General features: G+C 65.4%; 30 protein-coding genes. 11 read left to right on the top strand and 19 right to left on the bottom strand.

Translation table 11 applies throughout. The annotated features are described in order from the left end of the window. Positions 1–100: 100 nt before the first annotated feature. Entirely contained in the window at positions 101–847 is a 747-nt protein-coding gene (gene truA, locus ASE49_RS13445; RefSeq protein WP_056773484.1) for a tRNA pseudouridine(38-40) synthase TruA, read from the bottom strand. Continuing rightward, complete coding sequence (gene fmt, locus ASE49_RS13440; protein WP_056773481.1) at positions 844–1,752, bottom strand: methionyl-tRNA formyltransferase; 909 nt, start codon at positions 1,750–1,752, stop codon at positions 844–846. The genes truA and fmt overlap by 4 nt, the downstream gene beginning before the upstream one ends. Before the next feature lie 91 nt (positions 1,753–1,843). On the opposite strand from fmt, the gene recR reads away from it, so the two are divergent. The 3 genes from recR (at position 1,844) to rmuC (ending at position 4,694) form a co-directional block, all read left to right on the top strand. Further along, positions 1,844–2,440: a recombination mediator RecR gene (gene recR / locus ASE49_RS13435; protein ID WP_056773479.1), complete on the top strand. Its 597-nt coding sequence runs from the start codon at positions 1,844–1,846 to the stop codon at positions 2,438–2,440. A 63-nt stretch (positions 2,441–2,503) separates the two neighbouring features. Beyond that, positions 2,504–3,073 (top strand): peptide deformylase, encoded by a 570-nt coding sequence (locus ASE49_RS13430; RefSeq protein WP_056773475.1) that lies wholly within the window; start codon positions 2,504–2,506, stop codon positions 3,071–3,073. A 70-nt stretch (positions 3,074–3,143) separates the two neighbouring features. Next, the gene (gene rmuC / locus ASE49_RS13425) at positions 3,144–4,694 is read left to right on the top strand and encodes a DNA recombination protein RmuC (RefSeq protein ID WP_056773471.1); all 1,551 of its coding nucleotides are present in this window, start codon (positions 3,144–3,146) and stop codon (positions 4,692–4,694) included. 28 nt (positions 4,695–4,722) lie between these two features. Here rmuC and ASE49_RS13420 read toward each other — a convergent pair whose 3' ends face one another. The 7 genes from ASE49_RS13420 to ASE49_RS13390 form a co-directional block, all read right to left on the bottom strand. After that, the gene (locus tag ASE49_RS13420; RefSeq protein ID WP_056773469.1) at positions 4,723–5,556 is read right to left on the bottom strand and encodes a TrmH family RNA methyltransferase; all 834 of its coding nucleotides are present in this window, start codon (positions 5,554–5,556) and stop codon (positions 4,723–4,725) included. A gap of 13 nt (positions 5,557–5,569) precedes the next feature. Then, positions 5,570–5,848 carry an HPr family phosphocarrier protein gene (locus ASE49_RS13415; protein ID WP_056773465.1) on the bottom strand — a complete coding sequence of 93 codons (279 nt, stop codon included), beginning with the start codon at positions 5,846–5,848 and terminating at the stop codon, positions 5,570–5,572. Further along, on the bottom strand, positions 5,845–6,249 hold the full coding sequence (locus ASE49_RS13410; RefSeq protein ID WP_056773462.1) for a PTS sugar transporter subunit IIA: 405 nt from the start codon (positions 6,247–6,249) through the stop codon (positions 5,845–5,847). The genes ASE49_RS13415 and ASE49_RS13410 overlap by 4 nt, the downstream gene beginning before the upstream one ends. Then, the gene (gene rapZ / locus ASE49_RS13405) at positions 6,246–7,244 is read right to left on the bottom strand and encodes an RNase adapter RapZ (RefSeq protein WP_056773460.1); all 999 of its coding nucleotides are present in this window, start codon (positions 7,242–7,244) and stop codon (positions 6,246–6,248) included. The genes ASE49_RS13410 and rapZ overlap by 4 nt, the downstream gene beginning before the upstream one ends. A gap of 73 nt (positions 7,245–7,317) precedes the next feature. Beyond that, entirely contained in the window at positions 7,318–7,749 is a 432-nt protein-coding gene (locus ASE49_RS13400; protein ID WP_056773458.1) for an HPr kinase/phosphorylase, read from the bottom strand. Then, positions 7,746–9,311 carry a sensor histidine kinase gene (locus ASE49_RS13395; protein WP_056773455.1) on the bottom strand — a complete coding sequence of 522 codons (1,566 nt, stop codon included), beginning with the start codon at positions 9,309–9,311 and terminating at the stop codon, positions 7,746–7,748. The genes ASE49_RS13400 and ASE49_RS13395 overlap by 4 nt, the downstream gene beginning before the upstream one ends. After that, complete coding sequence (locus tag ASE49_RS13390) at positions 9,301–10,068, bottom strand: response regulator transcription factor (RefSeq protein WP_056773452.1); 768 nt, start codon at positions 10,066–10,068, stop codon at positions 9,301–9,303. The genes ASE49_RS13395 and ASE49_RS13390 overlap by 11 nt, the downstream gene beginning before the upstream one ends. A 246-nt stretch (positions 10,069–10,314) precedes the next feature. On the opposite strand from ASE49_RS13390, the gene ASE49_RS13385 reads away from it, so the two are divergent. Together ASE49_RS13385 and ASE49_RS13380 are read left to right on the top strand one after the other, a co-directional pair. After that, on the top strand, positions 10,315–11,916 hold the full coding sequence (locus tag ASE49_RS13385; protein ID WP_442946009.1) for a phosphoenolpyruvate carboxykinase: 1,602 nt from the start codon (positions 10,315–10,317) through the stop codon (positions 11,914–11,916). Between the two features lie 276 nt (positions 11,917–12,192). Continuing rightward, positions 12,193–12,546, top strand: a complete 354-nt coding sequence (locus ASE49_RS13380) for a hypothetical protein (protein ID WP_056773449.1) — start codon at positions 12,193–12,195, stop codon at positions 12,544–12,546. A 49-nt stretch (positions 12,547–12,595) separates the two neighbouring features. Here the strand turns inward: ASE49_RS13380 and ASE49_RS13375 are convergent, their stop codons facing one another. Next, on the bottom strand, positions 12,596–14,428 hold the full coding sequence (locus ASE49_RS13375; protein WP_056773447.1) for a DUF885 domain-containing protein: 1,833 nt from the start codon (positions 14,426–14,428) through the stop codon (positions 12,596–12,598). A gap of 99 nt (positions 14,429–14,527) precedes the next feature. Here ASE49_RS13375 and ASE49_RS13370 point away from each other — a divergent pair, with 99 nt between their 5' ends. Continuing rightward, the gene (locus tag ASE49_RS13370; RefSeq protein ID WP_056773445.1) at positions 14,528–14,731 is read left to right on the top strand and encodes a hypothetical protein; all 204 of its coding nucleotides are present in this window, start codon (positions 14,528–14,530) and stop codon (positions 14,729–14,731) included. Positions 14,732–14,756: 25 nt separating this feature from the next. On the opposite strand, the gene ASE49_RS13365 is transcribed toward ASE49_RS13370, so the two are convergent. Beyond that, positions 14,757–15,413, bottom strand: a complete 657-nt coding sequence (locus ASE49_RS13365) for an alpha/beta hydrolase (RefSeq protein WP_056773439.1) — start codon at positions 15,411–15,413, stop codon at positions 14,757–14,759. Positions 15,414–15,566: 153 nt separating this feature from the next. Between ASE49_RS13365 and ASE49_RS13360 the strand changes: the two genes are divergently transcribed. Genes ASE49_RS13360 through ASE49_RS13350 form a run of 3 tightly spaced genes read left to right on the top strand, consistent with a single transcriptional unit; the run spans position 15,567 to position 18,014 of the window. Then, entirely contained in the window at positions 15,567–16,604 is a 1,038-nt protein-coding gene (locus ASE49_RS13360) for a cysteine desulfurase family protein (RefSeq protein WP_268778255.1), read from the top strand. After that, positions 16,601–17,680 carry a cysteine desulfurase family protein gene (locus ASE49_RS13355; protein WP_056773434.1) on the top strand — a complete coding sequence of 360 codons (1,080 nt, stop codon included), beginning with the start codon at positions 16,601–16,603 and terminating at the stop codon, positions 17,678–17,680. The genes ASE49_RS13360 and ASE49_RS13355 overlap by 4 nt, the downstream gene beginning before the upstream one ends. A gap of 1 nt (position 17,681) precedes the next feature. Then, on the top strand, positions 17,682–18,014 hold the full coding sequence (locus tag ASE49_RS13350; RefSeq protein ID WP_056773432.1) for a 2Fe-2S iron-sulfur cluster-binding protein: 333 nt from the start codon (positions 17,682–17,684) through the stop codon (positions 18,012–18,014). A gap of 49 nt (positions 18,015–18,063) precedes the next feature. Here the strand turns inward: ASE49_RS13350 and ASE49_RS13345 are convergent, their stop codons facing one another. After that, positions 18,064–18,609 (bottom strand): type 1 glutamine amidotransferase domain-containing protein, encoded by a 546-nt coding sequence (locus ASE49_RS13345; protein WP_056773429.1) that lies wholly within the window; start codon positions 18,607–18,609, stop codon positions 18,064–18,066. A 103-nt stretch (positions 18,610–18,712) separates the two neighbouring features. Between ASE49_RS13345 and parC the strand changes: the two genes are divergently transcribed. After that, positions 18,713–21,022 (top strand): DNA topoisomerase IV subunit A, encoded by a 2,310-nt coding sequence (parC, locus tag ASE49_RS13340; protein WP_056773427.1) that lies wholly within the window; start codon positions 18,713–18,715, stop codon positions 21,020–21,022. A gap of 10 nt (positions 21,023–21,032) precedes the next feature. Here the strand turns inward: parC and ASE49_RS13335 are convergent, their stop codons facing one another. From ASE49_RS13335 to ASE49_RS13315, 5 genes are all read right to left on the bottom strand, one after another. Beyond that, complete coding sequence (locus ASE49_RS13335; protein WP_056773424.1) at positions 21,033–21,686, bottom strand: retropepsin-like aspartic protease family protein; 654 nt, start codon at positions 21,684–21,686, stop codon at positions 21,033–21,035. Positions 21,687–21,740: 54 nt separating this feature from the next. Continuing rightward, positions 21,741–22,913 (bottom strand): CCA tRNA nucleotidyltransferase, encoded by a 1,173-nt coding sequence (locus tag ASE49_RS13330; RefSeq protein WP_056773422.1) that lies wholly within the window; start codon positions 22,911–22,913, stop codon positions 21,741–21,743. Then, a complete protein-coding gene (locus tag ASE49_RS13325) occupies positions 22,906–23,511 on the bottom strand; it encodes a CoA pyrophosphatase (RefSeq protein WP_056773419.1) in 606 nt (201 codons plus the stop codon). Before ASE49_RS13325 ends, ASE49_RS13330 begins: the two co-directional genes overlap by 8 nt. After that, complete coding sequence (locus ASE49_RS13320) at positions 23,508–24,062, bottom strand: DUF1285 domain-containing protein (protein WP_056773417.1); 555 nt, start codon at positions 24,060–24,062, stop codon at positions 23,508–23,510. The genes ASE49_RS13325 and ASE49_RS13320 overlap by 4 nt, the downstream gene beginning before the upstream one ends. A 64-nt stretch (positions 24,063–24,126) precedes the next feature. Next, positions 24,127–24,657 (bottom strand): GNAT family N-acetyltransferase, encoded by a 531-nt coding sequence (locus ASE49_RS13315; protein ID WP_056773415.1) that lies wholly within the window; start codon positions 24,655–24,657, stop codon positions 24,127–24,129. Between the two features lie 178 nt (positions 24,658–24,835). Here ASE49_RS13315 and ASE49_RS13310 point away from each other — a divergent pair, with 178 nt between their 5' ends. Beyond that, positions 24,836–25,417, top strand: coding sequence for a ribonuclease HII (locus ASE49_RS13310; protein WP_442946029.1), 582 nt, complete (start codon positions 24,836–24,838; stop codon positions 25,415–25,417). A gap of 14 nt (positions 25,418–25,431) precedes the next feature. Here the strand turns inward: ASE49_RS13310 and ASE49_RS13305 are convergent, their stop codons facing one another. Both ASE49_RS13305 and ASE49_RS13300 read right to left on the bottom strand, forming a co-directional pair. Beyond that, complete coding sequence (locus tag ASE49_RS13305) at positions 25,432–26,382, bottom strand: NAD(P)H-dependent flavin oxidoreductase (RefSeq protein ID WP_056773412.1); 951 nt, start codon at positions 26,380–26,382, stop codon at positions 25,432–25,434. An 86-nt stretch (positions 26,383–26,468) separates the two neighbouring features. Then, positions 26,469–26,888 carry a nuclear transport factor 2 family protein gene (locus ASE49_RS13300; protein WP_327195764.1) on the bottom strand — a complete coding sequence of 140 codons (420 nt, stop codon included), beginning with the start codon at positions 26,886–26,888 and terminating at the stop codon, positions 26,469–26,471. Positions 26,889–26,918: the final 30 nt, after the last annotated feature.

The following is a 26,918-nucleotide window of genomic DNA, read 5'->3' as shown; positions in this document are numbered from 1 at the left end:
TTCGACACCTTGCCAGGCAACCGGCACCCGGATGCTCTGCGGGGGTGAACGCCGGGAACGCGCGCAGGTTCTGTGACAAATTGCACAAAAACCGGACAGTCTAATCGCCGGGGTAGATGGCCCTAGCGAAATACAGCCCATCGGGCGGAGCGTTAAGGCCCAGCGCCTGACGATTGCGTGCCGCCAAAGCCTGTGCCACCTGCTCCTCACGCCAACGTCCCAGCCCCACAAGCACCAGGCAGCCCACCATCGAACGCACTTGGTGATGCAGGAAGCTGCGCGCCTCTGCCTCGATCAGTACCGTATCGCCATCGCGTTCCACCGCCAGCCGGTCCAGCGTCTTCAGCGGCGAGCGCGACTGGCAATGAGTCGATCGGAATGTGGTGAAATCATGCAGCCCGGTCAGCGTCTGTGCGGCGCGCTGCATCGCGGCTACCTCAAGCGGCTTGCCCACCTGCCAGGCCTTGCCGCGCTCCAGCGTCAGCGGCGCACGACGGTTGACGATCCGGTAGACGTACGCGCGCCCGACGCAGGAAAACCGCGCATGCCAGTCCTCGCTGACCACGTCGCACGCCAGCACCGCAATTGGCGCCGGGCGCAGCCGCGCGTTTAGCGCCTCCATCAGCCGGAACGGAGACAGCGGCTTGGCGATATCAATATGCGCGCGCATCCCCAGCGCATGGACACCCGCATCGGTGCGCCCGGCGGCATGCAGGCTTGCCGCCTCGCCGGTCACCGCAAACGCCGCCTCTTCGATCGCCTGCTGGACGGAGGGGCCGTGCGCCTGCCGCTGCAGCCCCATGAACGGCGCGCCATCGAACTCAAGGGTCAGCGCAAAGCGCGTCAAGCGAGCACCGTTCCGGGCGGTATCGGCCGACCACGCAGCAGGTCTTGCGCGGCCATCGCGGGCTTGCCGGCGCGCTGGATCCGCGTGATCCGGATCGCACCGCCTTTGCAGGCAATGGTCAGCGCATCGTCCAGCACTGTGCCAGCAGTGCCATCGCCCGGTACGATGTCCGCCGCGAGCACCTTGTAGCGTTCGCCCTCGAGTTCGAAAAATGCGCCCGGCGTCGGCGTGAATGCACGGATCTGCCGTTCCACTTGCTCGGGCTCTTGCGCAAAGTCGAGCCGCGCCTCGCTCTTCTCGATCTTCCTCGCATATGTCACGCCGTCCTCCGGCTGACGCACGGCGCGGTGGACGGCAAGGTCTTCAAGCGTGCCGACCAGCAGCCGTGCGCCCTTGTCGGCCAGTTCGGCGGTCAGCTCGCCAGCGGTCTTGCGACCGATCGTGGTGCGCAGGGTGGAAAGCATCGGCCCCGTGTCGAGCCCCGCTTCCATTTGCATGATCGTGATCCCGGTTGTCGGGTCCCCGGCTAGGATCGCCCGCTGGATCGGCGCGGCACCGCGCCAGCGCGGCAGGATCGAGGCGTGGACGTTGAGGCACCCCAGCTGCGGCGCGCCCAGCACCGGCTGCGGCAGTATCAGCCCATAGGCCGCCACCACCGCGATGTCGGCCTCAAGCGCCGCAAATGCGGCCTGCGCGTCGGCGCCTTTCAGCGATGCGGGATGCCGCACGGGAACGCCGCGCCGCTCCGCCTCCAGGTGTACGGGCGACGGCGTCAGGTCCTTGCCGCGCCGGCCACCGGGGCGCGGCGGCTGGGTGTAGGCGGCCAGCAACGTGTGTCCGGCTTCCAGCAGCGCCACCAGCGTAGGCACCGCGAAATCCGGCGTTCCCATGAAAACGATGCGCATCCTTGGGAAAACTCCTTAGTGTAGCGTGCAATCGGCGGCTGGCGTGCAATCGGGCTTTCTAACCCGAAGCGCAGCCCCTATCTCCCGATCCATGGCATCGCAAGAGATCGAGACGTTGACCGCCGCCCTGGCGCGCCTGCCCGGGCTCGGCCCACGTTCGGCACGGCGGGCCGTGCTGTGGCTGGTCAAGCGGCGCGAAACGGCGCTGGTACAACTGGTCGATGCACTTGAGGCGGTGCGCGGCGCGCTGGTCGAATGCGGCACTTGCGGCAACGTCGACACCACAGACCCGTGCGCGATCTGTCGCGATTCGCGCCGTGACCCGCGCGCGCTGTGCGTGGTGGAGGACGTGGCCGACTTGTGGGCGCTTGACCGCGCGCACCTGTTCACCGGCCGCTACCACGTGCTGGGCGGGCGCTTGTCCGCGCTTGATGGCGTGCGGCCCGAAGACCTCGCGATCGACACCCTGCTGCGCCGGGTGGAGGAGGGCGGCGTGGATGAAGTGCTGCTGGCCATGAACGCTACGCTGGAGGGGCAGACCACCGCGCACTATATTGCCGAACGGCTGGAAGGGCTGCCGGTGCGCATCACCCAGCTGGCCCACGGTCTACCGGTGGGCGGCGAACTGGATTACCTCGATGAAGGCACGCTGGCCCAGGCGATCAGGGCCAGACGCCCGGTGGCTTGAACCGATTACCGTGATCGCGGGCCCCACCTTGCGAAAAGTGCGCATGGCGATTATCTGGCGGACATGGCTATTCGTGAAATCCTGGAAGTTCCCGACCCGCGTCTGAAGCAGGTCTCGGCCCGTGTCGAAACGTTCGACGATTCGCTCAAGACGCTCGTCGCGGACATGTTCGAGACGATGTACGATGCCCCCGGCATCGGTCTGGCCGCGATCCAGGTAGGCGTACCGCTGCGCGTGCTGGTGATCGACCTGCAGCCTGAGGACGAGGATGCGGAGCCGGAAGTGTGCCATTCGCACGGCGACCATCATCACACCCATCAGCCCACCAAGCGCGAACCGCGGATCTTCATCAACCCGGAAATCCTTGATCCGTCCGACGATCACATCGTCTATCAGGAGGGATGCCTTTCGGTCCCGGAGATTTTCGCGGACGTGGAACGCCCTTCTAGCATCCGCGCGCGCTGGCAGGATCTGGACGGCACCGTCCACGAAGAAGCCATGGCAGGGCTGATGGCGATCTGCCTGCAGCATGAGATGGACCACCTCGAAGGTGTGCTTTTCATCGATCACTTGTCGCGTCTGAAACGGCAGATGGCGCTGAAAAAGCTCGACAAGCTGCGCAAGGCCGCCTGACAATACGGCGAGCGTGGAAAACTTCGAGAGGGATCTGGCGTTCCTGTAATGTTCCGTGTATGTGGAGCGGATGGAACTCGTAATCGTCTCGATTCTTGCCGTCGTTGTCGGCCTGATTGCCGGTTGGATTTTCGGATCTCGCCCCGTCGCACAGTGGCGCCAGCAAGCGGAAAATCGTGAGCGCGAGGCACGTGAAGGCGATGCCAAATACTTGCGCACGTTCGCTGATCTGGAAGCGGCGCGGGAGCGCGCGGGAAGGGCGGATGCGCTGGAACAGGCGCTCGAACGGGCGCGCGGCGAACACGAAGCGGCTACCGCGCGGCTTCGCAGCGAAGCATCCGAAATGCTGGAGCGCACGCGCGCCGAACTGACGCAAGGTTTGGACAAAGTGCGCGCCGAACATACCGCACGGCAGGACGCGCTGTTGCGCGAACAGCGGGATTTGTCCGACGAGCTTTTCACGCTGCGGGAAAAGTCGGCCAACTTTGACGAACAGAAGCGCCTGCTCATCGAAGCGCAGGAAGCCTTGCGCAAGGAATTCGAGAACGCCGGGGCCAAAGTGCTGGCGGGCGCGCAGGAAGCGTTCCTGCGCCGGGCCGGTGAGCGGTTCGAGCAGAGCGAAAAATCCAGCGCCGAGCGGATCAACGCCATTCTCGCACCCGTCGGCCAGCGCCTGAAAAGTTACGAGGAGCAGGTTGCCGCGCTGGAAGCCAAGCGCGTCGATGCCTTCGGGCAGTTGACCGGACAGATCGAGGCGCTGCGCGTGGGGCAGGAACTGGTGCGGGCCGAAGCGCTGCGGCTGGGCAATTCCCTGCGCAATGCGCCCAAGGCGCGTGGGCGGTGGGGCGAACAGCAACTCAAGAATGTTCTAGAGCAGTGCGGGCTTACCGAACACACCGACTTTGAAACCGAACAGTCCATCAACACCGAAGAAGGGCGCCTGCGCCCCGATGCTATCGTGCGCATCCCCGGTAACAAGCAACTGGTGATAGACGCTAAGGTTTCCCTGAACGCATACCAGGACGCGTTCGAGGCCGAGGACGAGGCGACGCGGCTTGCCTGCCTCACCCAGCATACCGCGTCGATGCGCAATCACATCCAGGCTCTGGGTGCCAAAAGCTACCAAAGCCAGTTCGAGAATGCGCCCGATTACGTCATCATGTTCGTGCCGGGCGAACATTTCATTGCCGCGGCACTGGATAACGATTCCGGGCTGTGGGATTTTGCCTTCGATCGCAAGGTGCTGCTCGCCAGCCCTACCAATCTTGTCGCCATTGCCCGCACGATCGCGCAAGTCTGGCAGCAAGAAGGTCTGGCGCGCGAAGCGCGGGAAATCGGCAGGCTGGGCGCCGATTTGTACGATAGCCTTGCCAAGACACAGGACGATCTTGGCAAAGTGGGCACGCACCTTGGCCGTGCCGTCAACAGCTTCAACGATTTTGCGCGCACGTACGAGGGTAACGTCCTCAGCCGCGCTCGGCGGCTCAGCGAAAAGCACATCAAGATCGGCAAGCGCGAGATTTCGGAGGACGTGCCGCTCGTCGAAGCAGCGCCCCGTTTTGCTGAAGCGCCGGTGAGCCTGGCGCATGGATCGAACGACATCGCCGAAGCTGCGGAATAGGCGGGCGGCAATCGCCCGCTCTGGGCTGCTACGGTTTACGTAAGTGCGCGAGCGCCTCGTATGCCAACACCGCGCCGGCCACGGCGGCGTTGAGACTGTCAGCGCGCCCCAACATCGGGATGGTTACCCGCAAGTCGCAAGCCTGTTCGTAGGCTGCGGGCAGCCCTTGCGACTCGTTGCCGACCATCAGGAAGCACGGTGCGGCGTACGGTGCCTGCCGGTAATCGGTAGGATCGCGCAGGGACGCGGCAACCAGTTGCCCGGTGCCGGTACGCAGCCAGTCATGGAATTCGTCCCACCGGGCGATCGCCAGTTTCTGCGTGAAGATCGCCCCCATGCTGGCGCGCACCGCCTCAACGGAGAACGGGTCCGCGCAATCGTCGATCAGGATGAGCCCACCGGCACCGACCGCGTCGCCGGTGCGCAGCATCGTGCCCAGGTTACCCGGATCGCGCAGCGCCTGCGCCACCAGCCAGATCGGGGCGGCGTTGCGGTTCAGGTTGGAAAGCCGCGTATCGAATTCGGCGAAAACGCCGGCCACTGCCTGGGGGTTATCCTTGCCGGTCACTTTGGCGAGAATGTCGACATCCATTTCGATGATGTCGCCACCAGCGGCATGGACCGCCGCTTCCAGTTCAGACAGCAGCGGGTGCGGATCACGGCCGATCGCCATCACCAGCGTTTCCGGCAAGATTCCGGCCTCCCGCGCATCGGTGAGCAGCCGCAGCCCTTCCGCCAGGAAACGCTGTTCGCGCTTGCGGTGCTTTTTGTCCCGCAGTGAACGCAGGAACTTCACGACAGGATTGGAAAAGCCGGTGATGGTGCGGCGTTCAGCACCGCTGTTTTCGTGTTGAAACGACACTACGCGCTGCCCGTCATTCTTCCCCGAAGCCGCCGCGCACCAGATCGCCCAAGGCCGCCAGCGCGTCTTGCGCACCTTCGCCGGAGCAGGCGATTTCAACGGTATCGCCCTTGGCGGCGCCCAGCATCATCAGGCCCAGGATCGAGCCGCCTTCCGCGGACATGCCGTCCTTGCTGACGGTGACTTTGACCGAGGAAGGCAACTCGGCGACATGGCCCACGAACTTTGCGCTGGCCCGCGCATGGAGACCGCGCTTGTTGACGATCTCAACCGAGTCGCGGCATTCGCTCATGCATCCTGCCCCAGGTATTCGCTGGCGATCGTGATGTAATTGCGCCCGGCATCGCGCGCGGCTGCCACCGCTTCGCGCACCGGCATGCAGGCGCGCGCCTTGGCGAGGCGGATCAGCATCGGCAGGTTGATCCCGGCAATCACTTCGACCTTGCCAGCCTGCATCAGGGAAATCGCGAGGTTGGACGGGGTGCCGCCGAACAGGTCCGTCAGCACGATCACACCCTGGCCGCTGTCGACGCGGGCGATGCCCTCGGCGATTTCCGCGCGGCGGCGTTCCATGTCATCGTTGGGTCCGATACACACGGTCGCCACGTCGGGCTGATCGCCCACCACATGCTCCATCGCATGTACGAACTCCTCGGCCAGATTGCCGTGAGTAACCAGAATCAAGCCGATCATGCCGGGGGTGCGCTCCGAATTTGCTGCAATTGCCCCGGGACATTGCCCTCATTCCCACGCCGCTGCCCTCCTTCCAGAAAGTCAGCCGCGCGAGAGCCCAGGTTGCGGTGCAGCAATGTGAGCGAAAATCCGGCCCGGCGCAAGGCCGCTGCCATTTGCTCGGCGGTAAAAACCGAACGGTGTTTCCCTCCGGTACACCCGAAAGCGATATGCACATACGCCTTACCCTGGGCGCGATAGCGCGGGAGCAGCATCAGGATAAGATCGCGAATCCGCGTAAACGCCTCGTCCCAGGCCGGATCGGTGCGGATGTATTCACCAACCGGAGCGTCCTTTCCGGTCTGTGGGCGCAGCTCAGGGTCCCAGTGGGGATTGTCCAGAAATCGCATGTCAAACACCAGATCGGCCACGGGCGGCATCCCGCGCGAAAAGCCGAAACTGGACACCGTGACCGTCAGTTCGTCCGGTCCACTGCCGCTGAACTGCTCGCGAATCGCGCGCTGCAGGTCGTTGGAGGTGAAATCGCTGGTGTCGATCAGCAGGTCTGCCCATCGCCGCAGCGGAGCCAGCAGATCCCGCTCGGCACGGATGCCGGTGGAGACCGGCGCGTCGGCAGCAAGTGCGTGGCGGCGGCGGGTTTCGTTGTAGCGCCGTTCCAGTTCTCCGCTTGCGCAATCGAGGAACAACGTGGTCAACTCGATGTCGGTGCGCTGGGTCAGGCCTTTTACCTGGTTGATGACGCGGGTCGGATCGAAGCCGCGCGTGCGGGAATCAAACCCGATAGCCAGCGGCGTTGGATCGCCATCGCGTGCACCATCGATCATGGCTTCGAGCATGCGGACAGGAAAATTGTCTACGATTTCCCAGCCCAGATCTTCAAGCACCCGCAATGCAGTGGTCTTGCCGGCACCCAGCATTCCGGTGACCAGCAGCACGCGCTGTCGCTGGGTGGGACTGTCGTTGGATTCAGGCCGGTGGGCCGGTGCGTTCCCCATGGTTAAACCTATGTGCGCCATGCGGGATGGAAATGGAAGAGGAGCGCTCACGGTAATTGCAAAGGACGCCTAGCTAAATGGCGAGGCCCATCCGCCTCAGCGCAAGTTCCGCCTTGATGGCTATCGCGCCGGCAGCGGGCCAAAGCCGGACGTGCGGCAAGGCGACGCCGTTGACCGTTATCGTTTCCGGCGTTTCGATAAAGCGAGGGGCGTCGTGGTCGAGCGTGAGCAGCAGGCAGACCGGGGCAGCCTCCAGACACGCGAAACGCAGCAGCCCGAGGTTTCGTACTTCCAGCAAACCATGGGTGGCGGGATGCGGGCGGGCGACGAGTCGATTTCCAACCCGTTCAAGTGAGATGGAATCGTCGCCGACCAGCACCGCGCCGCGATCGATCAGGTGCAGCGCAAGGTCCGACTTGCCGACGCCGGGCGCGCCTTCGATCAGGACTGCGCGCCCGTCGATCGCAACGCATGTCGACTGGCGCGGGGATGGTGCAGGCGTCATCGCTCCTGCTCCCATCGCGGCAGCGCGATGACCAGTCTTGCACCAGGCGCGCCGTCCGTGCGGTCGGTGGCGACCAAGCGGCCATAGTGCGCTTCGACGATGGTTCTGGCGATGGCGAGGCCGAGGCCGCTATGCGTGCCGAATTCCTCGCGATCGGGGCGCAGCGAATGGAAACGCTCGAAAACCCGTTCGCGCGCGGCTTCAGGGATGCCCGGGCCGTGGTCTGCAATGGCGATCTTTACCCGGTTGTCTTCTGTCCACAGCGCGATCTCGATGGCGCTGCCGGGCGGCGAGAAAGACACCGCATTGTCCAGCAGGTTCTGCAGCACGCGTTCAAGGCGCGGCGCGTCGCCGGCCACGGTGAGGTCACTGTTCGAATCACGGGTGATGGAAACCGCGCAGCCGCCGTTGACCGCGCGCTGCTCGCGCTCCCCCACCAGGGCCACGACAAGACGGCCCATGTCTACCGGTTCGAAGATCGTGCGGCTAAGCTGCGCGTCGATGCGACTGGCGTCGGCGATCTCGGTGACAAGAAAATCGATGCGGCGCACGTCATCGCGGGCAATGCGGAGCAATTGTTCGCGCAAGTCGGGCTGTTCCACCCGGTCGAGCGTTTCGAGCGCGCTGCGCAGTGATGTCAGCGGGTTCTTGATTTCGTGCGCCACGTCAGCCGCAAAGCTTTCGACGGCGTCGATCCGCTGGCGCAAGGCCCCGCTCATGTCGGAAATCGCGCGGGCCAGGAGGCCGATCTCGTCCCGGCGGTCGGGCAGGCGGGGCACCACCACGCTGCGATCGCGGCCCAGCCGCACCCGCACGGCGGCGCGCACCAGCTTGCGCAGCGGTTCCACGATCGTTCGGGCCAGAAACAGCGATAGGAGGATAGAGATACCCAGGGCGCCGCCCAGGATGATCGCCAGGGTCTGGCGCGCCATGCGCACGTTTTCGGTAATGTCGCGCGCGTTGCGGGTGATGAGCAGCGCCGAACCGTCATCGCCCACGTGGGTGGCCGCGATGATGACCGGGGTGCGATCCGGCGCGGCCTTGTGGCTGATCCAGGTCTTGCGCTCCGCCAAGGCTGCCGCGACTTCGGGCCAGGCGCGCGCGCTGGTGTCGGCTGGGTCGCGATACTCAGGCAGGCGGGGGGCGCCCAGCACGAAGTCCATCGCGCGATCGAGCATGCGGGCGGCGTCCTGCAGCAAAGGCTCCGATGCCGGATCGATCAGGGTATAAGATGGGCCGGACAAGGCAAAGCTGTCAGCCGTGAGGCGCCCGGATGGATCGAATACCCGCAGGCGCAAGGACTGCTCCGCCCCGATCCGCGCGATCAGGCTCAACCGTTTTGCAGGGGGCTGGCCGGCCAGGGCGTCAGCGGTAATCTCCGCTTCGGATTTGGCCAGGCGATAGCGTTCGGCCAGCAGTTCGTTGCGGTAGCTGTCGATATAGAACAGACTGCCGGCCATCAGGGCGAGGGCGATCACGTTTACCGCCAGGATGCGCGCTGTGAGCGACCCGCTCCACGACATGGCAAGCCGCATCGGCAGGCGGCGGTTGTTACGTCGCATCGAAGAACGAGTAACCGGCGCCGTAAAGCGTATCGATGGCCGAAAACTCGGAATCGACGGCGCGCAGCTTGCGGCGCAGGCGCTTGATGTGGCTGTCGATGGTGCGATCATCGACGTAGACGTCATCGGAATAGGCCGCGTCCATCAACTGGTTGCGGCTTTTCACTACGCCGGGCCTTTGCGCCAGCGCCTCCAGGATAAGGAACTCGGTCACGGTCAGCGATACCGGCTTGCCGTCCCAGGTCACCTGATGACGGGCGGGATCCAGCCGAAGCCTTCCCCGGACCACCGGTTCGGGCAAGTTCGCCTGTGACGGGGCGTCGGGTTGTGCGCGAGCCAGATCGCTGCGCCGCAGGATGGCCCGGATCCGCGCCACGAGCAGGCGCTGGCTGAACGGCTTGGCGATGTAATCGTCCGCGCCCATCGCCAAGCCCAGCGCCTCGTCCAGTTCCTCGTCCTTGGAGGTAAGGAAGATCACCGGGAGCCGAGAGTGGGCACGCAAGGCCTGCAGCAGGTCCAGGCCATCCATGCGCGGCATCTTGACATCGAAGATGGCAAGGTCAGGCGGGTTTTCGAGCAGGGCTTTCAACGCCGTTTCACCGTCGGCGTAAAGCCGGGTGGCGAAACCTTCGGCGTGCAGCCCGATGGATAGCGTGGTCAGGATATTGCGGTCGTCGTCTACCAGCGCGATCGTCTGCTGGCGGGCGGTAGGGGGCGGCTCTTCCGCCGGGACTGGGAGACTTGATGCATCGGCCATGGGCGTCAGCAGGATCCTTGATTGGGCATCGAACCATGCTGCCTACCCGCTGGGCGCAAGGTACGCAATCGCGAGAACCTTCGGGCCGGGAATACCTAGGATTGCCTGAACGGTTGCGTTCGAGGTTTCATTTTGTTGCGTTTTGACCGACATAGATGCTGCCGCTTTCTTGCGGCCCGATTCTTGCGCACGAGTCGGTTTGCGCAAACAGGAACACCTGTCGGCGCCATCTTGGAGGAGATGACTTTGACTGCTTCGCTTAGCTACCCACTGGCAAAACAGGGTATTGAAACCAAAGCCCACGTGTTTGCGAACCTGGGTACCGCCCCCCTTGTCGAACACGCGGTGAAGAACGGGGAAGGCGTGTTGTCCGCAGGCGGTCCTTTTGTGGTCGCAACCGGCAAGCACACCGGCCGTTCGGCCAAGGACAAGTTCATCGTGCGCGATGCCGAGACGGAAGATACCGTCTGGTGGGGCAAGACCAACGTGCCCATGACGCCCGAGCATTTTGCCGCGCTCAAGGACGATTTCATGGCCGCGCTGGCGCAAAAGGACACGCTGTACGTTGCGGACCTGTTCGGCGGATCGCAGCCCGAGCATCGCGTCAAAGTGCGCGTCATCAACGAATTCGCCTGGCATAACCTGTTCATCCGCACGCTGCTGGTCCGCCCGACGGAGCAGGAACTGGCAGACTTCGCGCCGGAATATACGATCATCGACCTGCCCAGCTTCCGGGCAGACCCGGCCCGTCACGGTTCTCGGTCGGAAACGGTGGTTGCGGTCAACTTCTCGGAAAAGCTGATCCTGATCGGCGGCACTGCCTATGCCGGCGAAATGAAGAAGTCGGTCTTCGGCATCCTCAACTATCTGCTGCCGCCGCGCGGCGTGATGCCGATGCACTGTTCGGCCAACATCGGGCCGGATGGCGATACCGCCGTGTTCTTCGGCCTTTCGGGCACCGGCAAGACCACGCTGTCCGCCGATGCCAGCCGCACGCTGATCGGCGATGACGAGCATGGCTGGTCGGACACCGCCGTGTTCAACTTCGAAGGCGGCTGCTACGCCAAGATGATCCGCCTTTCGGAAGAGGCCGAGCCGGAAATCTACGCCGTCACCCGCCGTTTCGGCACGGTGCTGGAAAACGTCGTTATCGACCCCGTCACGCGCGAGATCGATCTGGACGATGCCTCGCTGGCCGAAAACAGCCGGGGCTCTTATCCGATCGACTTCATCCCGAACTGTTCGGAAAAGAACCTGGGGCCGGTGCCGCAGAACATCATTTTCCTTACCGCAGACGCATACGGCGTGTTGCCGCCGATCGCGCGGCTGACCCCTGACCAGGCGATGTACCACTTCCTGTCCGGCTACACCGCGCGGGTTGCGGGCACGGAAATCGGCGTTACCGAACCGGAAGCCACATTCTCCACCTGCTTTGGCGCGCCGTTCATGCCGCGCCATCCGTCGGTTTACGGCAACTTGCTGAAAGAGCGGATCGCCAAGGGCGGCGTGAAGTGCTGGCTGGTCAACACCGGCTGGTCCGGCGGCAAGGCCACGATGGAAGGCATCAAGCGCATGCCGATCAAGGCCACGCGCGCTCTGCTCAACGCCGCGCTCGACGGTAGCCTGAATGCCGCGCAGTTCCGCGAAGATCCGAACTTCGGCTTCGAGGTTCCGGTGGCCGTGCAGGGTGTGGACAGCAAGCTGCTCGATCCACGCGGCGCCTGGGCCGACCCGGCCGAGTACGACAAGACCGCGCAGGAACTGGTGCGCAAGTTCATCGACAACTTCGAGCAGTTCGAAGATCACGTCGACGAAGGTGTGCGCAAGGCAGCCCCGGTCGCCGCCTGATCCGCAGCCGGATTAAATTCGTGAAAGGGCTTCGGAGCATCGGCTCCGGAGCCTTTTGCGTATGGGGCGAAGGCTTTTGTTGATGAAAGTCATGCGTGAGGCGCGTGTGCGAAGTGCGATCGCGATGGACGCTGTCTGACGCTGACAAAGAACCGAACGGATCGTAGCAGGCTGCAGCGATGTAGGAAAATCCTGGCATCGCAGGGCAAGCGCCTTTCGCCGGTCACGCCTTGCCCCCATATCAAGGGTCCGCATTACGTAGGAGGTTCGACTATCATGGGCATTTTCGACGGCATCATCAGCCAGGTCAGCGGCCATCCCGATGTTTCCAACCTTGCCGGCAAGCTGGGCCTCGATCCCGCCGTGGCGGAAAAGGCCATCGCCGCGCTGGGCATCGCCCATCAGCAGGACGGTGACACCGCACAGCTCGCGTCCGAACGCAGCGGGCTGGACGTGGGCACCGTGCAGCAGATCATTCAGCAGATCGGCGGCGAGGGCTCGCTAGGCCAGTTCGCCAGCGCCCTGGCGGCAGACCCCGGCAAGGTCGCCAGCCTGTTCGACAAGGACGGCGATGGCAGCGTGATGGACGACCTGACCGGCATGGCCAAGGGCCTGTTCGGCAAAAGCTGATGGCATGCGGCATGGGGTAACGTTTTGGTGGCTCCATGCCGATCAGTCGTCAGGTCCGCTTGGCGGCGATATATTCGCTGACATTCTGGGCCAGCACGTCGAGCGGAACGTTGCCGCCGTCTACCACCGCCTGATCGTAATCGCGCAGGTCGTACGCTGTCCTTAACGCCTGCTGCGCGCGGGCGCGCTGCGCCACGATTTGCGAATGGCCCATCTTGTAGCCGCAGGCCTGCCCGGGCCATGAGCAATAGCGATCGACCTCGCTGGCCACTTCCTCACGCTTGTTGCCGTTCTTCTCCATGAAGAACCGTACTGCCTGATCCCGCGTCCAGCCCTTGGCGTGCAGGCCCGTATCCACGACCATACGGCAGGCGCGGAAGGCCAGCGATTGCAGATACCCCAAGCGGCCAACCGGATCCGTATCGTAGGCGCCCAGTTCGTCTGCCAGCTGTTCGCCATACAGCGCCCAGCCTTCGGAATAGGCGTTGAACGCCAGGATCGAGCGGATCAGCGGCAGCTTGTTGGCATATTCGCCTTGCCACACATGCCCGGGAATAGCCTCATGATGGACAAGGGTGGGAAGGTCGTATTTGCGGTGAAGATCGGTGGTGCCAAGGTTGATCCACATCTTGCCCGGCACCGTGCCGTCCTTGGACCCCGCCCCGCCATACGCGCCCGGTGCGCCGGGTTCTTCGGACAGAGGCAGCCGGCGCACTTCCACGTTGCCGGACACCAGAACCCGGAACGCGCGCGGCATCTGCGCGCGGATCCAGTCTATCCGCTTGCGGATGAAGGCCAGAATCTCCTCCCGGCCCGGGTCGCCGGCCGGGAACATGAAGCGCTTGTCCTGCCCCAACGCCGCCATGCGCGCGCCCACCGTGCCGGTGGTGTAGCCCAGCGACTGCAGGATCGGCTCCATACGCGCGTGTAGTGCGGCAAGTTCCTGCAGTCCGCGCTGGTGGATCTCGTCAGGCGGAACTTGCGTGGTGGTGCTGGCGCGCAAAGCCCAGGCGTAGAACGCGGGGCCATCGGGGCGCTCACGCATCCCAGGATCGCTTTTGGCCAAAGGTCGCTGGCGCTGCAGTTCCGCCAGTTGCCGCTCCAGCGCGGGGACCACGTTGCCTGAAACGATGCGCTTGGCATCTGCAGCCCACGTGCCTCGCATCTGCGTGGTGCGCTGGGCGATCGAGGTGACCATGCCGCCGCCATCGGCGCGCGCTTCTGCGATCGTGCTGGTCATCTGCGCGATCGCGCGATCGAGCAGGAAATCGGGCGGCACCAGCCCGTAGGCCGCCGCCGCCTTCACCCGCCCCAGTTCACCGTCAAGCTGGCCATCGAACTTCGAAAGGCGGGCGATGTAGGCGTCCGCATCTTCACGGGTGTGCACCGGATGATCCGCATCGAGGAACTTGGGGGTGTCGAGGTACGCGCCCACGTTCTGGATCACGACGTAGGGCGTGTTGCGCCAGCCGCCCACCGCCACATCACCATACGGCAGCGCAAACCCATCGAGCGCGGTGGTGAACGCGCTTTTGACGACAGCAACGCTGGTGCGTGTCGCGTGATCGAGTGGCGCGGCGTCTATCGCGTTCACCGCCACCAGGCTACGGCGCAAGGTGGCTGCATAGGCATCGCGCCCCGCCTGCGAGCGATCTTCAAGGCGCGCGCGCAGCCCGGCATGGGTGCCGGTATCGACGCCAAGGCTGGTCGCGCCTTCGGGAGTATGATCCAGCAGGCGCCAGGCGATATCGTCCAGCACGGCGTCGACGTTGACAGAGCCGCTTTTTACGGCGGCGCGGGCGGGCAAGGACAGCAGGGCGGTTCCGGCAGCCAGGACGTTGAGGGCGTGGCGGCGCGTCAGGGGCGCAAAATCGTGGGTCATGGGCGGGAGGATGCCGGGGCTTGCAGCGGGTGTCAAACCGCGTTGCCGGTTGTGCAGACCCTCTCGCGTCGTCTGCGCAGGTCGTGCTAGATCGCGGGCATGGATATCGCGCTATCGCTTCTCGTACTGACCGCCGCCGCGCTGATTATCGGCGCGATCCTCCTGTTGCGGCGGGGTGGCCGTCGCCGCCAGGCCCTGTTGATGCTGGGGCTGGCGGCGGTGATGATCGTCAACATCGTGATCTGGACATTGCCCACCCCCGATGGCCGCACCTTGTCCGCCGAAGCGGGCAAACCGGGCTGAACCACGCTTAGCCCGGCGGCACCGCTTACTTGATCGGGCAATCCGGCGAGAGGCGCATGTCGAGGTAATTGTCGACCGAGCGCATCAGCTCCGGGCCTTCGTTTTCGAAGAAGTGATTGGCGCGCGGGATCTCGTCGTGGTGGATGGTGATGTGCTTTTGCGTGCGCAGCTTGTCGACCAGCTTCTGCACCGCGTTGGGCGTTACCACCGTATCGCCGGTGCCCTGGATGATGATGCCGGAAGCCGGGCAGGGCGCCAGGAAGCTGAAATCATACATGTTGGCCGGCGGGGCGACCGAGATGAAACCGCGAATTTCCGGGCGGCGCATCAGCAACTGCATGCCGATCAGCGCCCCGAAGGATACGCCCGCGATCCAGGTGGTGGACGCTTCGGGATGGATCGACTGTACCCAGTCCAGCGCGGCGGCGGCATCGGACAGTTCGCCGATGCCGTTGTCAAAGCTGCCCTGGCTGCGGCCCACGCCGCGAAAGTTGAAACGCAGCGTGGCGAAACCACGGTTCACGAACGTCTTGTACAGGTTCTGGGTGATGCGATCGTTCATCGTGCCGCCGGCCTGCGGGTGCGGGTGCAGGATCATCGCCACCGGCGCACGGGGACGCGATGCGGGTTGGAAACGGCCTTCGAGGCGACCTTCGGGGCCGGGAAAAATGACTGCGGGCATGTCTGTTGCGGCCTGACCTTTGGAACCCCTGCGCAGGCGGCGCGCGGGCCGCGTGTGGCAGGAGTGGAAAAACGGAAGGCTCGCTATATAGAAAGCTTGCGCGCAAAGACAACTTTCCCACGCACCTGCCGTTTCGGAGCTTCGACAATTACCATTTACCTCGATCATGCCGCGACCACGCCGATGCTGCCGGCCGCGCGCGATGCGTGGATCGATGGCGCACGGCTTTGGGCCAATCCATCGAGCCCGCACGCGGCAGGGCGCGCGGCACGCAGCGCGCTGGAGGATGCGCGGGCGCGGGTGAAGGCGGCGCTGGGCTGGCAGGGCGAGGTCATCTTCACCTCCGGCGCGAGCGAGGCGCTGGCGATCGGGCTGGGCCGCGCCAAGGCGGTGCGTCGGCTGGCCTCTGCGGTGGAGCATGATGCGGTGTGGCGGGCCGCGCCGGACGCTGCGGCGATGCCGATGACGGACGGCGCGCTCGATCCGCAGGCGCTGGCCGCCGCGCTCGCCCTGCCAGGCCGGGCGGTAGTGGCAGTGCAGTCGATCAATTCGGAAACGGGGACGGTGCTGCTGGCCCCCGGCGATACCTTGGCTGATCAGGTTCGCGCGGCGGGCGGGGTGCTGCTGGCGGACTGCTCGCAATCGGCGGGCAAGACTGCCTTGCCCGATGCGGACATGGTCGTGGTTTCAGCCCACAAGCTGGGCGGCCCGGTGGGGATCGGCGCGCTGCTGGTGCGCGATTTCGCTATGCTGGAGCCGAGCGGCGGGCAGGAGCGCGGCTATCGCGCGGGCACGGAAAACCTCCCCGGCGCTCTGGCCTTTGCTGCAGCGCTGGATGCTGGCGCAATGGAGGCCTGGACAACCACCGAAAGCCAGCGGCTGGCTTTTGGCGCGCAGTTGGGCGCGGGCGGCGATGTGTTGCGGCTGGGGGCGCAATGCTCGCACATCGTGGCGGTCGCGGCGCGCAGCATTTCGGCCACGGCGATGCTGATCCGCATGGACGCGCAGGGGTTCGCGATTTCCGCAGGCAGCGCCTGTTCGTCCGGCACGCTGAAGCCAAGCCGGGTGCTGCAGGGTTTCGGCATCGCCCCGGACGTCGCGAAGCGCACGGTGCGGGTTTCGATCGGGTGGAACACCACGCCCGCCGATCTCGATGCTTTCGCACAGGCATGGGTTGCGGCAAACGCATGATCTATCTCGATTATCAGGCGACCACGCCGCTTGCCCCCGAAGCGCGCGAGGCGATGCTGCCGTGGCTGGGCGGACCGGGCACTGCCGGCTTTGCCAATCCCCACAGCCCGCATCGTCCGGGCCGGGCGGCGGCGGCTGCGGTCGAGGTGGCGCGAGCGCACGTCGCCGCGCTGCTGCCGACCGGGGGCCGGGTGATCTTCACCTCCGGCGCGACCGAGGCGATCAACCTGGCGATCCTTGGCAGCCGGGCGCGCACGCTCGCCGTCTCTGCGATCGAGCATGCGGCGGTGCTGGATACTGCGCGGGCGACGGATTCTGCGCTCACCGTTTTGCCGGTCGATGGGCAAGGACTGGTAGCGGCGGACGCGGCGATCCCGGTGGGCACCGGGATCGCCGCGGTGATGCAGGTCAACAACGAGATCGGGACCATCCAGCCGGTGGCGCAGCTTGCCGCCCGCGCGCACGATGCGGGCGCGCTGTTCCTGTGCGATGCGGTGCAGGGCGCCGGCAAGATCGCGCCGCCGGCGAATGCAGACCTGATCGCGATCAGCGCGCACAAGCTCTACGGCCCCAAGGGCATCGGCGCGCTGTGGATGCGCGACGGGCTGGACCTTGCGCCGGTCATTCATGGCGGCGGGCAGGAGCAGGGCCTGCGCTCAGGCACGCTGAGCCCGATGCTGTGCGCCGGTTTCGGTGCCGCCGCCGCGCTCGCCGCGTCGCGCGTGGAGGAGGACGGGGCGCATGTAGCTATGCTGTGGGATCGCGCCCGTGCGGTCCTGTCCCGATGGACGCTCAACGGGTCCGACACCCAGCGCTGGCACGGCAATCTCAACGTGCGGCTGCCGGGACTGGACGTGGCGCGGCTGATGTCGGATTTGCGGACCATAGCGTTCTCTGCCGGCTCCGCCTGTGCCAGCGGATCGGGCCGGCCCAGCCACGTCCTGCGCGCGCTGGGGCTGTCGGACGCGGATGCCAAAGCCTCTATCCGTCTCGGATTTGGTCGGTATAGTGACAGTCGGGAAATCGAGGATGCCTGCGCACAGATAGAAACCGCGGCAGCGGCGCAGGGAGTATGACTTGGTTAACGTGCAGTTCGTAAATCTGGACGGATCACGGGTCACGGCACAGGCCGAGGCCGGATCGCGTCTGCTGGAAGTGGCGCAGAATGCCGGCATGCCGCTCGAAGGCACGTGTGAAGGCCAGATGGCGTGTTCCACCTGCCACGTGATCATCTCGCCGGACTGGTTCGACAAGTTGGCCCCGGCTTCCGAGGACGAGGAAGACTTGCTCGATCTTGCAGCCGGCGTCACCAGCACCAGCCGCCTGTCTTGCCAGATTGAATTGACCCCGGAGCTTGATGGCATTGCGGTGCGCATCCCGGCCGTCGTCCGGAACATGCAGATAGGCTGACGCCGCCTGCGGGGCTTTGCCCGCACGCGACGCCATCCCAATCCTACGTTCAGGCGGCTGCTACGGACGCCGTAGCGTCCTTAATCGCCGTGATGATCGCTTTGGAAAATGCTGGAATGTCGTCCGGCTTGCGGCTTGTGATGAGATTGCCGTCAACCGACACCTCCTCGTCCACCACGTTGGCGCCGGCATTGCGCAAATCCGTGCGGATCGAGGGCCAGCTGGTGACCGTGCGCCCGCGCACGATGTCCGCCTCGGCGAGCAACCACGGACCGTGGCAGATCGCCGCGACCGGCTTGCCTGCATCGAAAAAGCTCTTGACCAGCCCGACGGCGGTTTCGTCCATCCGCAGTACGTCCGGGTTCATCTGACCGCCGGGCAGCACGATGGCGTCGAACTCGTCGGCGTTGACCTGATCCAGCGTCTTGTCGACCTTCACCGGATCGCCCCAGTCGGTATGCTGCCAGCCCTTGATCTCGCCGGCTTCGGGGCTGGCGACGACGGTTTCGATGCCTGCTTCGTTCAGCGCGTCGCGCGGACCGGTCAGTTCGCTCTGCTCGAAACCATTGGTAGCGATGATGAGTACGCGACCCATGTGATAATCTCCTGCGTTTGGGGTTTGCAGGAGTAATCAATCGCGGAAAACTTAGGTTCCGCCTGTTTCGTTCAGATCATCGTGTTGCTAGTGCGTTCCGGCCATGGTGACCACGAAAGACGACGAATCCGATCCGTTCGACGCTATCGTCGACGCCCCGTTCGATGCCGCGCTGTCGCAGCGCTATCTCGTCTATGCGCTTTCCACCATCACCGCGCGCTCGCTGCCGGATTTGCGGGATGGGCTGAAACCGGTCCACCGCCGCCTGCTGTGGGCGATGCGCCTGCTCAAGCTGGATCCGGGCAGCGCCTATAAAAAGTCCGCCCGCGTGGTCGGTGACGTGATCGGCAAGTATCACCCGCATGGCGACGTGGCGGTCTACGACGCCATGGTCCGCCTGGCGCAGGACTTTTCGCTGCGCTATCCGCTGGTGGAAGGGCAGGGCAACTTCGGCAATATCGACGGCGATAACGCCGCCGCCTACCGCTACACCGAAGCGCGGCTGACCAAGACTGCGATCCAGCTGATGGCCGGGCTGGACGACGGGACGGTGGACTTCATCCCCACGTATAACGGTGAGGAAAGCGAGCCGGAGATATTTCCGGGCCTGTTCCCCAACCTGCTGGCCAATGGCGCGATCGGCATCGCGGTGGGCATGGCCACCTCGATTCCCAGCCACAACGTGGCCGAGATCATCGATGCCACGCTGCTGCTGATCGACAATCCGCAGGCCGAACACGCGCAATTGATGGAAGTGTTCCACGGGCCGGACTTTGCCACCGGCGGCTTCGTGGTCGACAGTCCGGAGGCGATCAGCCACGCCTATGAAACCGGCAAGGGCGCGTTTCGCGTGCGCGGCCGCTTTTCCACCGGGCGTGACGATGCAGGCAACTGGGAAGAGACCGGCATCGAAAAGCTGGGCGCCGGCCAGTGGCAGCTGGTCATCAGCGAAATCCCCTACATGCTGGCGAAGGGCAAACTGATCGAGCAGATCGCCACGCTGATCGGCGATCGCAAGCTGCCCATCCTTGAAGACGTGCGTGACGAGAGCGACGAGGAAATCCGCATCGTCCTCATCCCCAAAAGCCGCAACGTCGATCCCGAACTGCTGAAGGAAAGCCTGTACCGGCTGACCGATCTGGAAAGCCGCTTCAGCCTCAATCTCAACGTGCTGGATGCGCACCGCACGCCGGGCGTGCTGGGGCTGCGGTTGCTGTTGCAGGAGTGGATCTACAGCCAGATCGACATCCTGCTGCGGCGCACCCGGCATCGGCTGGAAAAAATCGCCGCGCGGCTCGAACTGGTGTCGGGCTATATCATCGCCTACCTCAACCTCGACCGGATCATCGAGATCATCCGCACCGAGGATGAGCCCAAGGCGGTGATGATGGCCGAGTTCGAACTGACCGACCGGCAGGCCGAAGCCATCCTCAACATGCGGCTGCGCTCCTTGCGCAAGCTTGAGGAAATGGAGCTGCGCAAGGAACACGCCGAACTGCTCAAGGAGCAGGCCGAGCTCAATACTCTGCTGGAAAGCCCGGCCCGCCAGCGCACGCGGATCAAGCGCGACCTGGCGAATCTGCGCAAGGACTACGCCCCCGATACGCTGCTGGGCCGCCGCCGCACCACCATCGCCCAAGCGGCGAAGACGGTGGAGTTCAGCATGGACGCGATGATCGAGAAGGAGCCGGTCACGGTGATCCTGTCGGCGCGCGGCTGGATTCGCGCGGCGCGCGGGCATGTGCCGCTTGGCCAAGGAGACAAGGGGGCTGATTTCAAGTTCAAGGAAGGGGATGGCCCCGCTTTCGCCTTCCACGCGCAGACCACGGACAAGATCCTGATCGCGCTGGATAACGGGCGCTTCTACACGCTGGGCGCCGACAAGCTGCCGGGCGCTCGCGGCTTTGGCGAGCCGATCCGCACGATGGTGGATATCGACACCGAAGCGCACGTGGTGTCGGCCATTCCCTACAAGCCCAAGGCGCAGTTGCTGCTGGCCTCCAACGCCGGGCGCGGCTTTGCGGCAGAGACGGACGAACTGCTTGCTGAAACCCGCAAGGGGCGCGCCGTGATGTCCACCAAGCCGGGCGTGCGCCTGGCGATCGTGCGGGAAATCCCGGCAGAGCACGATCACGTGGCGGTGGTGGGCGACAATCGCAAGCTGGTGATCTTCAGCCTTGAGGAACTGCCGGTGATGGCCAAGGGGCAGGGCGTGACCCTGCAGCGGTATCGCGATGGCGGCATGGCCGATGCCATCACCCTGCGGCTGGAGGATGGCCTGTCCTGGGCGATGGGCGGCGATAGTGGCCGCACCCGCACCGAAAAGGACATGGGGCTGTGGAAAGTGGCGCGCGGCGCTGCGGGGCGTTTGCCGCCCAACGGCTTCCCGCGCGACAACAAGTTCCAGGGCTGAGCGCCCCGCTTCAGGTTTCGCTGGTGTCTGCTGCTTGGGGGTGGTGCGGCACCAGGATCAGCGTGTTGTCTTCCACCCGCCAGCTGGCGAGGCGCGACAGCAGGTTCATCCCGATCACGTTGGTATCGCCGATCCCCGGCGCCACCACCGCGTCGATCCCGCGCGCCACCACGCTGCCCATGCGCAGTTCGTCGATGGTGGCAAGCTGTGCCTCCACCGTGCCGTTCGCGGTCTTCATCAGCACCGAGCGGTTGAGTGCATTGGCGCGCAGCTGCGCGGCCTGCGCGGCGGCCGGGGACACCGCCGTCAGCGTGGCGCCGGTGTCCACCAGAAACCGGCTGGGCACGCCATTCATCGTCGCCCTGATCCAGAAGTGACCGTCCGAGTCCATCGGCACGCGCGTTTCGCCGCCCGCCACGCTTTGCCGGTTCATGCCCAGCGGCGGGAACGCGAAGTCAGCGCTGGTGGTGAGGCGGGCTGCCTGCGCGATGGTCAGCAGCATGGCCGCCAGCAGGCCAAGGTTGCCGATCCCGCGCACGAACCCGCCCAGCAGCGGCAGCACCCCGCGCAGCATGCCGCCCACGATGCACACGACGATGCTTGCCATCGCCAGCGCCAGCAGCGGCTGGCCGGCCAGGAAGCGCAGGATTTCGGAAAGGTTCATGTCCGCCATCCTAGCCGACCGCAGCTTTCGCAAGGCTGACTGTGGCGGTGCGGATCATGGACATGCGCCGCCCAGTTCTTCGTCCAGCAAAGCCGCGACCCGCGGCGCATCCGGAAACCCTTCGGCGATCCAGCGCGCCTCCACCGCGCGCAGGATGCGGGCCACCTCCGGCCCGGCGCTGACTCCGCGCGCCACGATCTGCCCGCCGGAAAGGGGCAGTGCAGGCGGGGTCCAGTCGAGGATCGCAGACGCATCGTGCCCGGCCAGCAACAGCCGATCGAGCGCAGCGTCCCGGCCCAGCCGATAAGCCAGTGCGCGCGGATCGTGCGGCCCATCCTCACGCCCGGCCGCCAGCGCCAGCCGCTTTTTCTGAGCGTTGGGCAGGCGAAAACGCGCGGCGACCTGCTCGGCCACGGCGGGCCGGCAGGGCAGCAGCGCGGCCAGCCGGCGCACGGGATCAGGCGCGATGCCCTGCGCGCGTTCCTGTGCCACCAGTGCGGCAAGGCCAGTGACTTTGGCTTCGGGCAGGATCACCGCCAGCACGCCCAGTTGGGCCATGCGATCTATGGTGGGGGCAGGATCGGGCAGGCCCAGCAGGTTCATCGTCTCCATGCCCACCCGTTCGCGCGACAGGCCTTTGAGCGTCGCGGCGAGATCGGCGCAGGCGCTTTCCGCCTCCGCATCCGCCGGGCTTGAGCCGAACCGCGCCTGGAACCGGAAGTAGCGCAGGATCCGCAAATGATCCTCGCGGATGCGCTGGCGGGCATCGCCGATGAACCTGACCCGCCGCGCGGCCAGATCGTCGAGACCGCCGAACCAGTCGAAGATTTCGCCCGTCAGCGGGTCGGCATACAGGGCGTTGATAGTAAAATCGCGCCGTGCGGCGTCCTCGCGCCAATCCTGCGCGAAGGCGACAGTGGCGCGCCGGCCGTCGGTGGACACGTCATGGCGCAGGGTGGTGATCTCCACCGGGCCGCCCGGCAGCACGGCGGTGACGGTGCCATGCGCGATGCCGGTGGGAACGGTGCGAATGCCGGCCGCGTCCAATTGCGCGATCACCTGGTCCGGCGTCAGCACCGTGGCCATGTCGATGTCCTTCACCGGCAGGCCCAGCAGCGTATCACGCACCGCTCCGCCTACGTAGCGGGCATTGTCCGGCCCCAGCGCGGAGACGAGATCACGCAGGTCATCGCGCGCCATCCATGCGGCTTGCAGCACATCAGGCATGTTCGTTCAGCCGCAGCGCAAGATTGTGCAGGATCGCGCCCGTCACACCCCAGATCACGTGATTCCGCGCGCCGTCGTTCCACACGATCTCGATGAAGTTGACTGTCCGGTCATTGAACGTGGCCGTCCGGGTGCGCTGGTTGGCCGGGTTCAGCACGAAATCCAGCGGTGCTTCAAACCATTGCGCCACCTCTGCCGGGTTTGGCCGGATGACGATGTCCGCAGGAATGACGCCAAGCACCGGAGTAATCTCATACCCGGTGCCGGTACGATACAGGTCGCTTGCGCCGATCACCTGCACGTTTCCGGGCGCAATGCCCAGTTCTTCGTCCGCCTCGCGCAGCGCCGCTTCGATCACCGTTTCGCCCGGATCGATTTTCCCACCGGGAAGCGCAACCTGACCCGGATGCGCGCGCATCGAGGACGGACGGTGGATCAGCAGCAAGCCGGGACGGGGCCGGTCGGTGACGGCGAACAGCACGGCGGCGGGCTTGAACGTAGTGACCCGGTCAAGCCGCGGATCGTTCCACAATTGCGGCGCACGTTGCCCATGCCCGGCGGCGAACCGGCGCGACAGATCGTCAAATACGCTGCTCATTCCGGGATCAGCGCAAACCGCAACCCGCCGCTCATCACTGCCAGCTGCGGGCCGTCCTCGTTATCCAGCGCCATGTCGATCACCTGCGCATACGTGCTGCGGTTCAGCCGGGCGCGAGTGCCGTGGCGCACAGCCAAGTACAACGCTGGCGTTTCCGCATCGCCCTGCGCGGTGATGGGATGATCCGGCCCGGCGATCACGAAATCGTCGGTGTTGAGCCTGAAGGTCAGCGTATCGTCCTGCCGCGTCACGTCGATCGCCATGAACGCGGCGTCCTCCACCGCGATGGACAGCTTTTGCGTGGGCGTCACCAGCCAGTGCTGCCCTTGCCCATCGCACATCAGCAGCGAGGCGAAAGCGCGCACCATCGCGGGCCGGCGGATTTCGCCGCCCTGATGATACCACCGCCCGTCAGCGGCGATGCGCATTTCGCTGTCGCCCTCATCGGCGGGGGACCATTGATCCACCGGCGGCAGTTTGCGCGCGGCGACCAGCCCGGCGATTTCGCCAAGGCTCAGGGAAGCAAGTTCGGGTGGGGGGTCATATGGCATCGGTCTGCGATGCCAGATAGGAACGCGCGCGCCAAGGCCAAGAGGCGCAGAGCAGTTCGCCCGATCAGCGCAGCCAAGGTCCCAGCATCCCCGCCTTGGGCAGGACGGCGGGGTTCGCCGCGCGCACCAGCAGGCGATGGCGCTCAAACGGTCCGGGCAGATCCCATCCGCCGGTGCTTTCGCTGGTAAAGCCCCAGAACCGACCGTAATATTCCGGATCGCCGATCATGACCTGCGGCAGCGGCGCACGGTCGTCAATCCCGGCCATGCTGGCGGACATCAGCGCCTTGCCATAGCCCAGGCCCTGATGATCGGGCAGCACCGCCACCGGGCCCACCATGATCATCGGATGCGCGCGCCCGTCAGGATCGTTGAGCGCGACCGGCCAGCACTGGATGGAGCCGACCAGCATTTCCTGTGCGTCCAGCGCGGCGAAGCTCAGCCCGGGCAGCCAGTCGGTCTGCCCGCGCACCTTGTACGCGGTGCGGCCATGACGGTCAGCCCCGAACGCAGCGTCGAGCAAATCTTCGACGAGCGCGGGATCGACATTGTCGAGCGGGATGATCGTGGCGGCGGATGTGTCAGCAGGGTTCATGGCGCCGGCGCCATAGGGGCGCTGCTGCCGTCTTGTCGATCAAAATCGGCGCACTGGCCTTTCTCAGCAGCTTGCGAAGCAGCGGTTGAAGCGCGATACGGCAATCATGAGCGGCGCCGCGATCATACCTGCATCCATCGTCTTGCCGTCAGGCGGCGTCATTGCCAGCAGGCGCACCATCATTGGCGTGGACGAGGCCGGGCGCGGTCCGCTGGCCGGGCCGGTGGTGGCCGGTGCGGTGATGCTGTGCAAGCCGCGTCCTGCCGGTCTGGACGATTCCAAGAAGCTGTCCGCGGCCCGGCGCGGTGCGCTGGAAGCCGCGATCAAGCGCCGGTGCCACTGGGCGGTGGGCGTTGCCGAGGTGGAGGACATCGACCGGCTCAACATTTTCGGCGCGACCATGCTGGCGATGACCCGCGCGGTAGCCGCCTTGTGCGAGGCGCTGGACGAGGACCCGTGCGAGGTGCTGGTGGACGGCAATCTGACGCCGTACGGACGGCGCGCGGAATGGCGCTGGAACGCGCGCGCGATCGTGGGCGGCGATGCTATCGAACCGTGCATTTCCGCCGCCTCCATCATCGCCAAGGAACACCGCGACCGCCTGATGCGCACGCTGGCCGAAGCCCATCCGCATTACGGGTGGGAGCGCAATGCCGGTTACGGTACGCCCGAGCACTTGTCAGCGCTGCGCCTGCATGGCCCCACGCCCCACCATCGCCGCAGCTTCGCGCCCGTGGCGCAGCTGGAAATGGCGCTCTAAAGGCAGGCCTGTCTTCAGCCGAAGGCGGTGCGGGCGCGCAGGTCTGCTTTGGCGGCGAGATACTGGGCGGCCAGCGCATCGACCCGGCTGGCAACCGGCTCCACCGCATCGATCACGCCGATCCCTTGGCCTGCGCCCCAGATGTCCTTCCAGGCCTTGGTGGCGCTGGTGCCGCCCGATCCGAAATCCATCGTGCTCTTGTCGCCCTCGGGCAGGTTGTCGGGGTCCATGCCCGCCGCTTCGATGGAGGCGCGCAGGTAGTTGCCGTGAACCCCTGTAAACAGACTGGAATTGACGATGTCCGCCGCGCGGGCCGAAACGATGGCCTGCTTGTACGCCTCCACCGCGTTGGCTTCGGTGGTGGCGATCCAGGGTGAGCCGATATACGCAAAGTCCGCGCCCATCGCCTGCGCCGCCAGGATCGCGCGGCCCGAAGCAATTGCGCCGGACAGCGCCAGCGGTCCATCGAACCAGCTGCGGATTTCCTGCACCAGCGCGAAGGGCGATTGTACCCCGGCATGGCCCCCGGCACCGGCGGCTACCGCGATCAGGCCGTCCGCCCCCTTTTCCACCGCCTTGCGGGCGAACCTGTCGTCGATCACATCGTGCATCACGATCCCGCCCCAGTTGTGAACGGCATCGTTGATTTCCGGGTTCGCCCCCAGCGAGGTGATGACAAGCGGCACCTTCCACTTTTCCAGCATCGCCAGATCGTCGTGCAGGCGCGAATTGCTGCGGTGAATGATCAGGTTGACGGCGAACGGCACCGCGCAATCGCGTGTTTCCTCGCCGATGCGCTGCAACCATTCGTCAAGCTGGCTTAGGGGCCGCGCGTTCAGGCTGGGAAAACTGCCTACGATGCCGCTGCGCACTTGCGCTATCACCAGCTCCGGGTTCGACACGATGAACATTGGCGAGGCGATGACCGGCAGGCGCAGGCCGTCGAACAAGGCGGGAAGGGGCATCGGGTCTCCGTTTAATCGTTCGATTAAACGCGGGGCTTTACCGACCACGCTCCACCTTGTCGAGGCGGATCACCGGATGCAGGTCTTCACGTAGCAGGAAGCGCCGATGCGGCTTTCGCGGCGACGGCGGCATGGAAAACTGCCGGGTCATAATAATACGGCCTGATCTCGCAGCACTGGCCATCGCGGAACCGGAACATCTCGCACAAGTGCGCTGGCTTGGCGGGATCGGCAAAGCGCATGGTCAGAACCGCAATCGCGACGTCCTTGCCGGTCAGCAGGTCGGTGCGTTCCAGCCCGGTCACATCCACCATGCCCAGCGCTACGCCGAAAAGTTCGCGCAGGCCGCCCTTGCCGCGAAATTCGCCGGCCATGGGCAGTGCGTCGGATTCGTACGCCACGAAGTCGTCCGTGAGCATGGCTTCGGCCGTGTCCCAGTCCCCGGCACCGGCTGCAGCATAGAGGCGGTCGACCATGTCGGCCATCTGTTCTGGGGTCATGCTCATGCGTCACTCTCCATGTGTTTTGCCGGCGAG

It is taken from the genome of Novosphingobium sp. Leaf2 (assembly GCF_001421325.1).
Lineage (GTDB): Bacteria > Pseudomonadota > Alphaproteobacteria > Sphingomonadales > Sphingomonadaceae > Novosphingobium.
The sequence above is the reverse complement of the archived record's forward strand: the minus strand, read 5'-3'. Positions and strand labels throughout refer to the sequence as shown.

Bases quoted from the DNA above. Each gene is read 5' to 3' on its own strand.
- fmt (WP_056773481.1), bottom strand. From the start codon at position 1,752: ATGCGCATCGTTTTCATGGGAACGCCGGATTTCGCGGTGCCTACGCTG.
- recR (WP_056773479.1), top strand. From the start codon at position 1,844: ATGGCATCGCAAGAGATCGAGACGTTGACCGCCGCCCTGGCGCGCCTG.
- ASE49_RS13430 (WP_056773475.1), top strand. From the start codon at position 2,504: ATGGCTATTCGTGAAATCCTGGAAGTTCCCGACCCGCGTCTGAAGCAG.
- rmuC (WP_056773471.1), top strand. From the start codon at position 3,144: ATGGAACTCGTAATCGTCTCGATTCTTGCCGTCGTTGTCGGCCTGATT.
- ASE49_RS13415 (WP_056773465.1), bottom strand. From the start codon at position 5,848: ATGAGCGAATGCCGCGACTCGGTTGAGATCGTCAACAAGCGCGGTCTC.
- ASE49_RS13410 (WP_056773462.1), bottom strand. From the start codon at position 6,249: ATGATCGGCTTGATTCTGGTTACTCACGGCAATCTGGCCGAGGAGTTC.
- rapZ (WP_056773460.1), bottom strand. From the start codon at position 7,244: ATGGGGAACGCACCGGCCCACCGGCCTGAATCCAACGACAGTCCCACC.
- ASE49_RS13400 (WP_056773458.1), bottom strand. From the start codon at position 7,749: ATGACGCCTGCACCATCCCCGCGCCAGTCGACATGCGTTGCGATCGAC.
- ASE49_RS13395 (WP_056773455.1), bottom strand. From the start codon at position 9,311: ATGCGACGTAACAACCGCCGCCTGCCGATGCGGCTTGCCATGTCGTGG.
- ASE49_RS13390 (WP_056773452.1), bottom strand. From the start codon at position 10,068: ATGGCCGATGCATCAAGTCTCCCAGTCCCGGCGGAAGAGCCGCCCCCT.
- ASE49_RS13380 (WP_056773449.1), top strand. From the start codon at position 12,193: ATGGGCATTTTCGACGGCATCATCAGCCAGGTCAGCGGCCATCCCGAT.
- ASE49_RS13375 (WP_056773447.1), bottom strand. From the start codon at position 14,428: ATGACCCACGATTTTGCGCCCCTGACGCGCCGCCACGCCCTCAACGTC.
- ASE49_RS13370 (WP_056773445.1), top strand. From the start codon at position 14,528: ATGGATATCGCGCTATCGCTTCTCGTACTGACCGCCGCCGCGCTGATT.
- ASE49_RS13365 (WP_056773439.1), bottom strand. From the start codon at position 15,413: ATGCCCGCAGTCATTTTTCCCGGCCCCGAAGGTCGCCTCGAAGGCCGT.
- ASE49_RS13355 (WP_056773434.1), top strand. From the start codon at position 16,601: ATGATCTATCTCGATTATCAGGCGACCACGCCGCTTGCCCCCGAAGCG.
- ASE49_RS13345 (WP_056773429.1), bottom strand. From the start codon at position 18,609: ATGGGTCGCGTACTCATCATCGCTACCAATGGTTTCGAGCAGAGCGAA.
- parC (WP_056773427.1), top strand. From the start codon at position 18,713: ATGGTGACCACGAAAGACGACGAATCCGATCCGTTCGACGCTATCGTC.
- ASE49_RS13335 (WP_056773424.1), bottom strand. From the start codon at position 21,686: ATGAACCTTTCCGAAATCCTGCGCTTCCTGGCCGGCCAGCCGCTGCTG.
- ASE49_RS13330 (WP_056773422.1), bottom strand. From the start codon at position 22,913: ATGCCTGATGTGCTGCAAGCCGCATGGATGGCGCGCGATGACCTGCGT.
- ASE49_RS13325 (WP_056773419.1), bottom strand. From the start codon at position 23,511: ATGAGCAGCGTATTTGACGATCTGTCGCGCCGGTTCGCCGCCGGGCAT.
- ASE49_RS13320 (WP_056773417.1), bottom strand. From the start codon at position 24,062: ATGCCATATGACCCCCCACCCGAACTTGCTTCCCTGAGCCTTGGCGAA.
- ASE49_RS13315 (WP_056773415.1), bottom strand. From the start codon at position 24,657: ATGAACCCTGCTGACACATCCGCCGCCACGATCATCCCGCTCGACAAT.
- ASE49_RS13305 (WP_056773412.1), bottom strand. From the start codon at position 26,382: ATGCCCCTTCCCGCCTTGTTCGACGGCCTGCGCCTGCCGGTCATCGCC.
- ASE49_RS13300 (WP_327195764.1), bottom strand. From the start codon at position 26,888: ATGAGCATGACCCCAGAACAGATGGCCGACATGGTCGACCGCCTCTAT.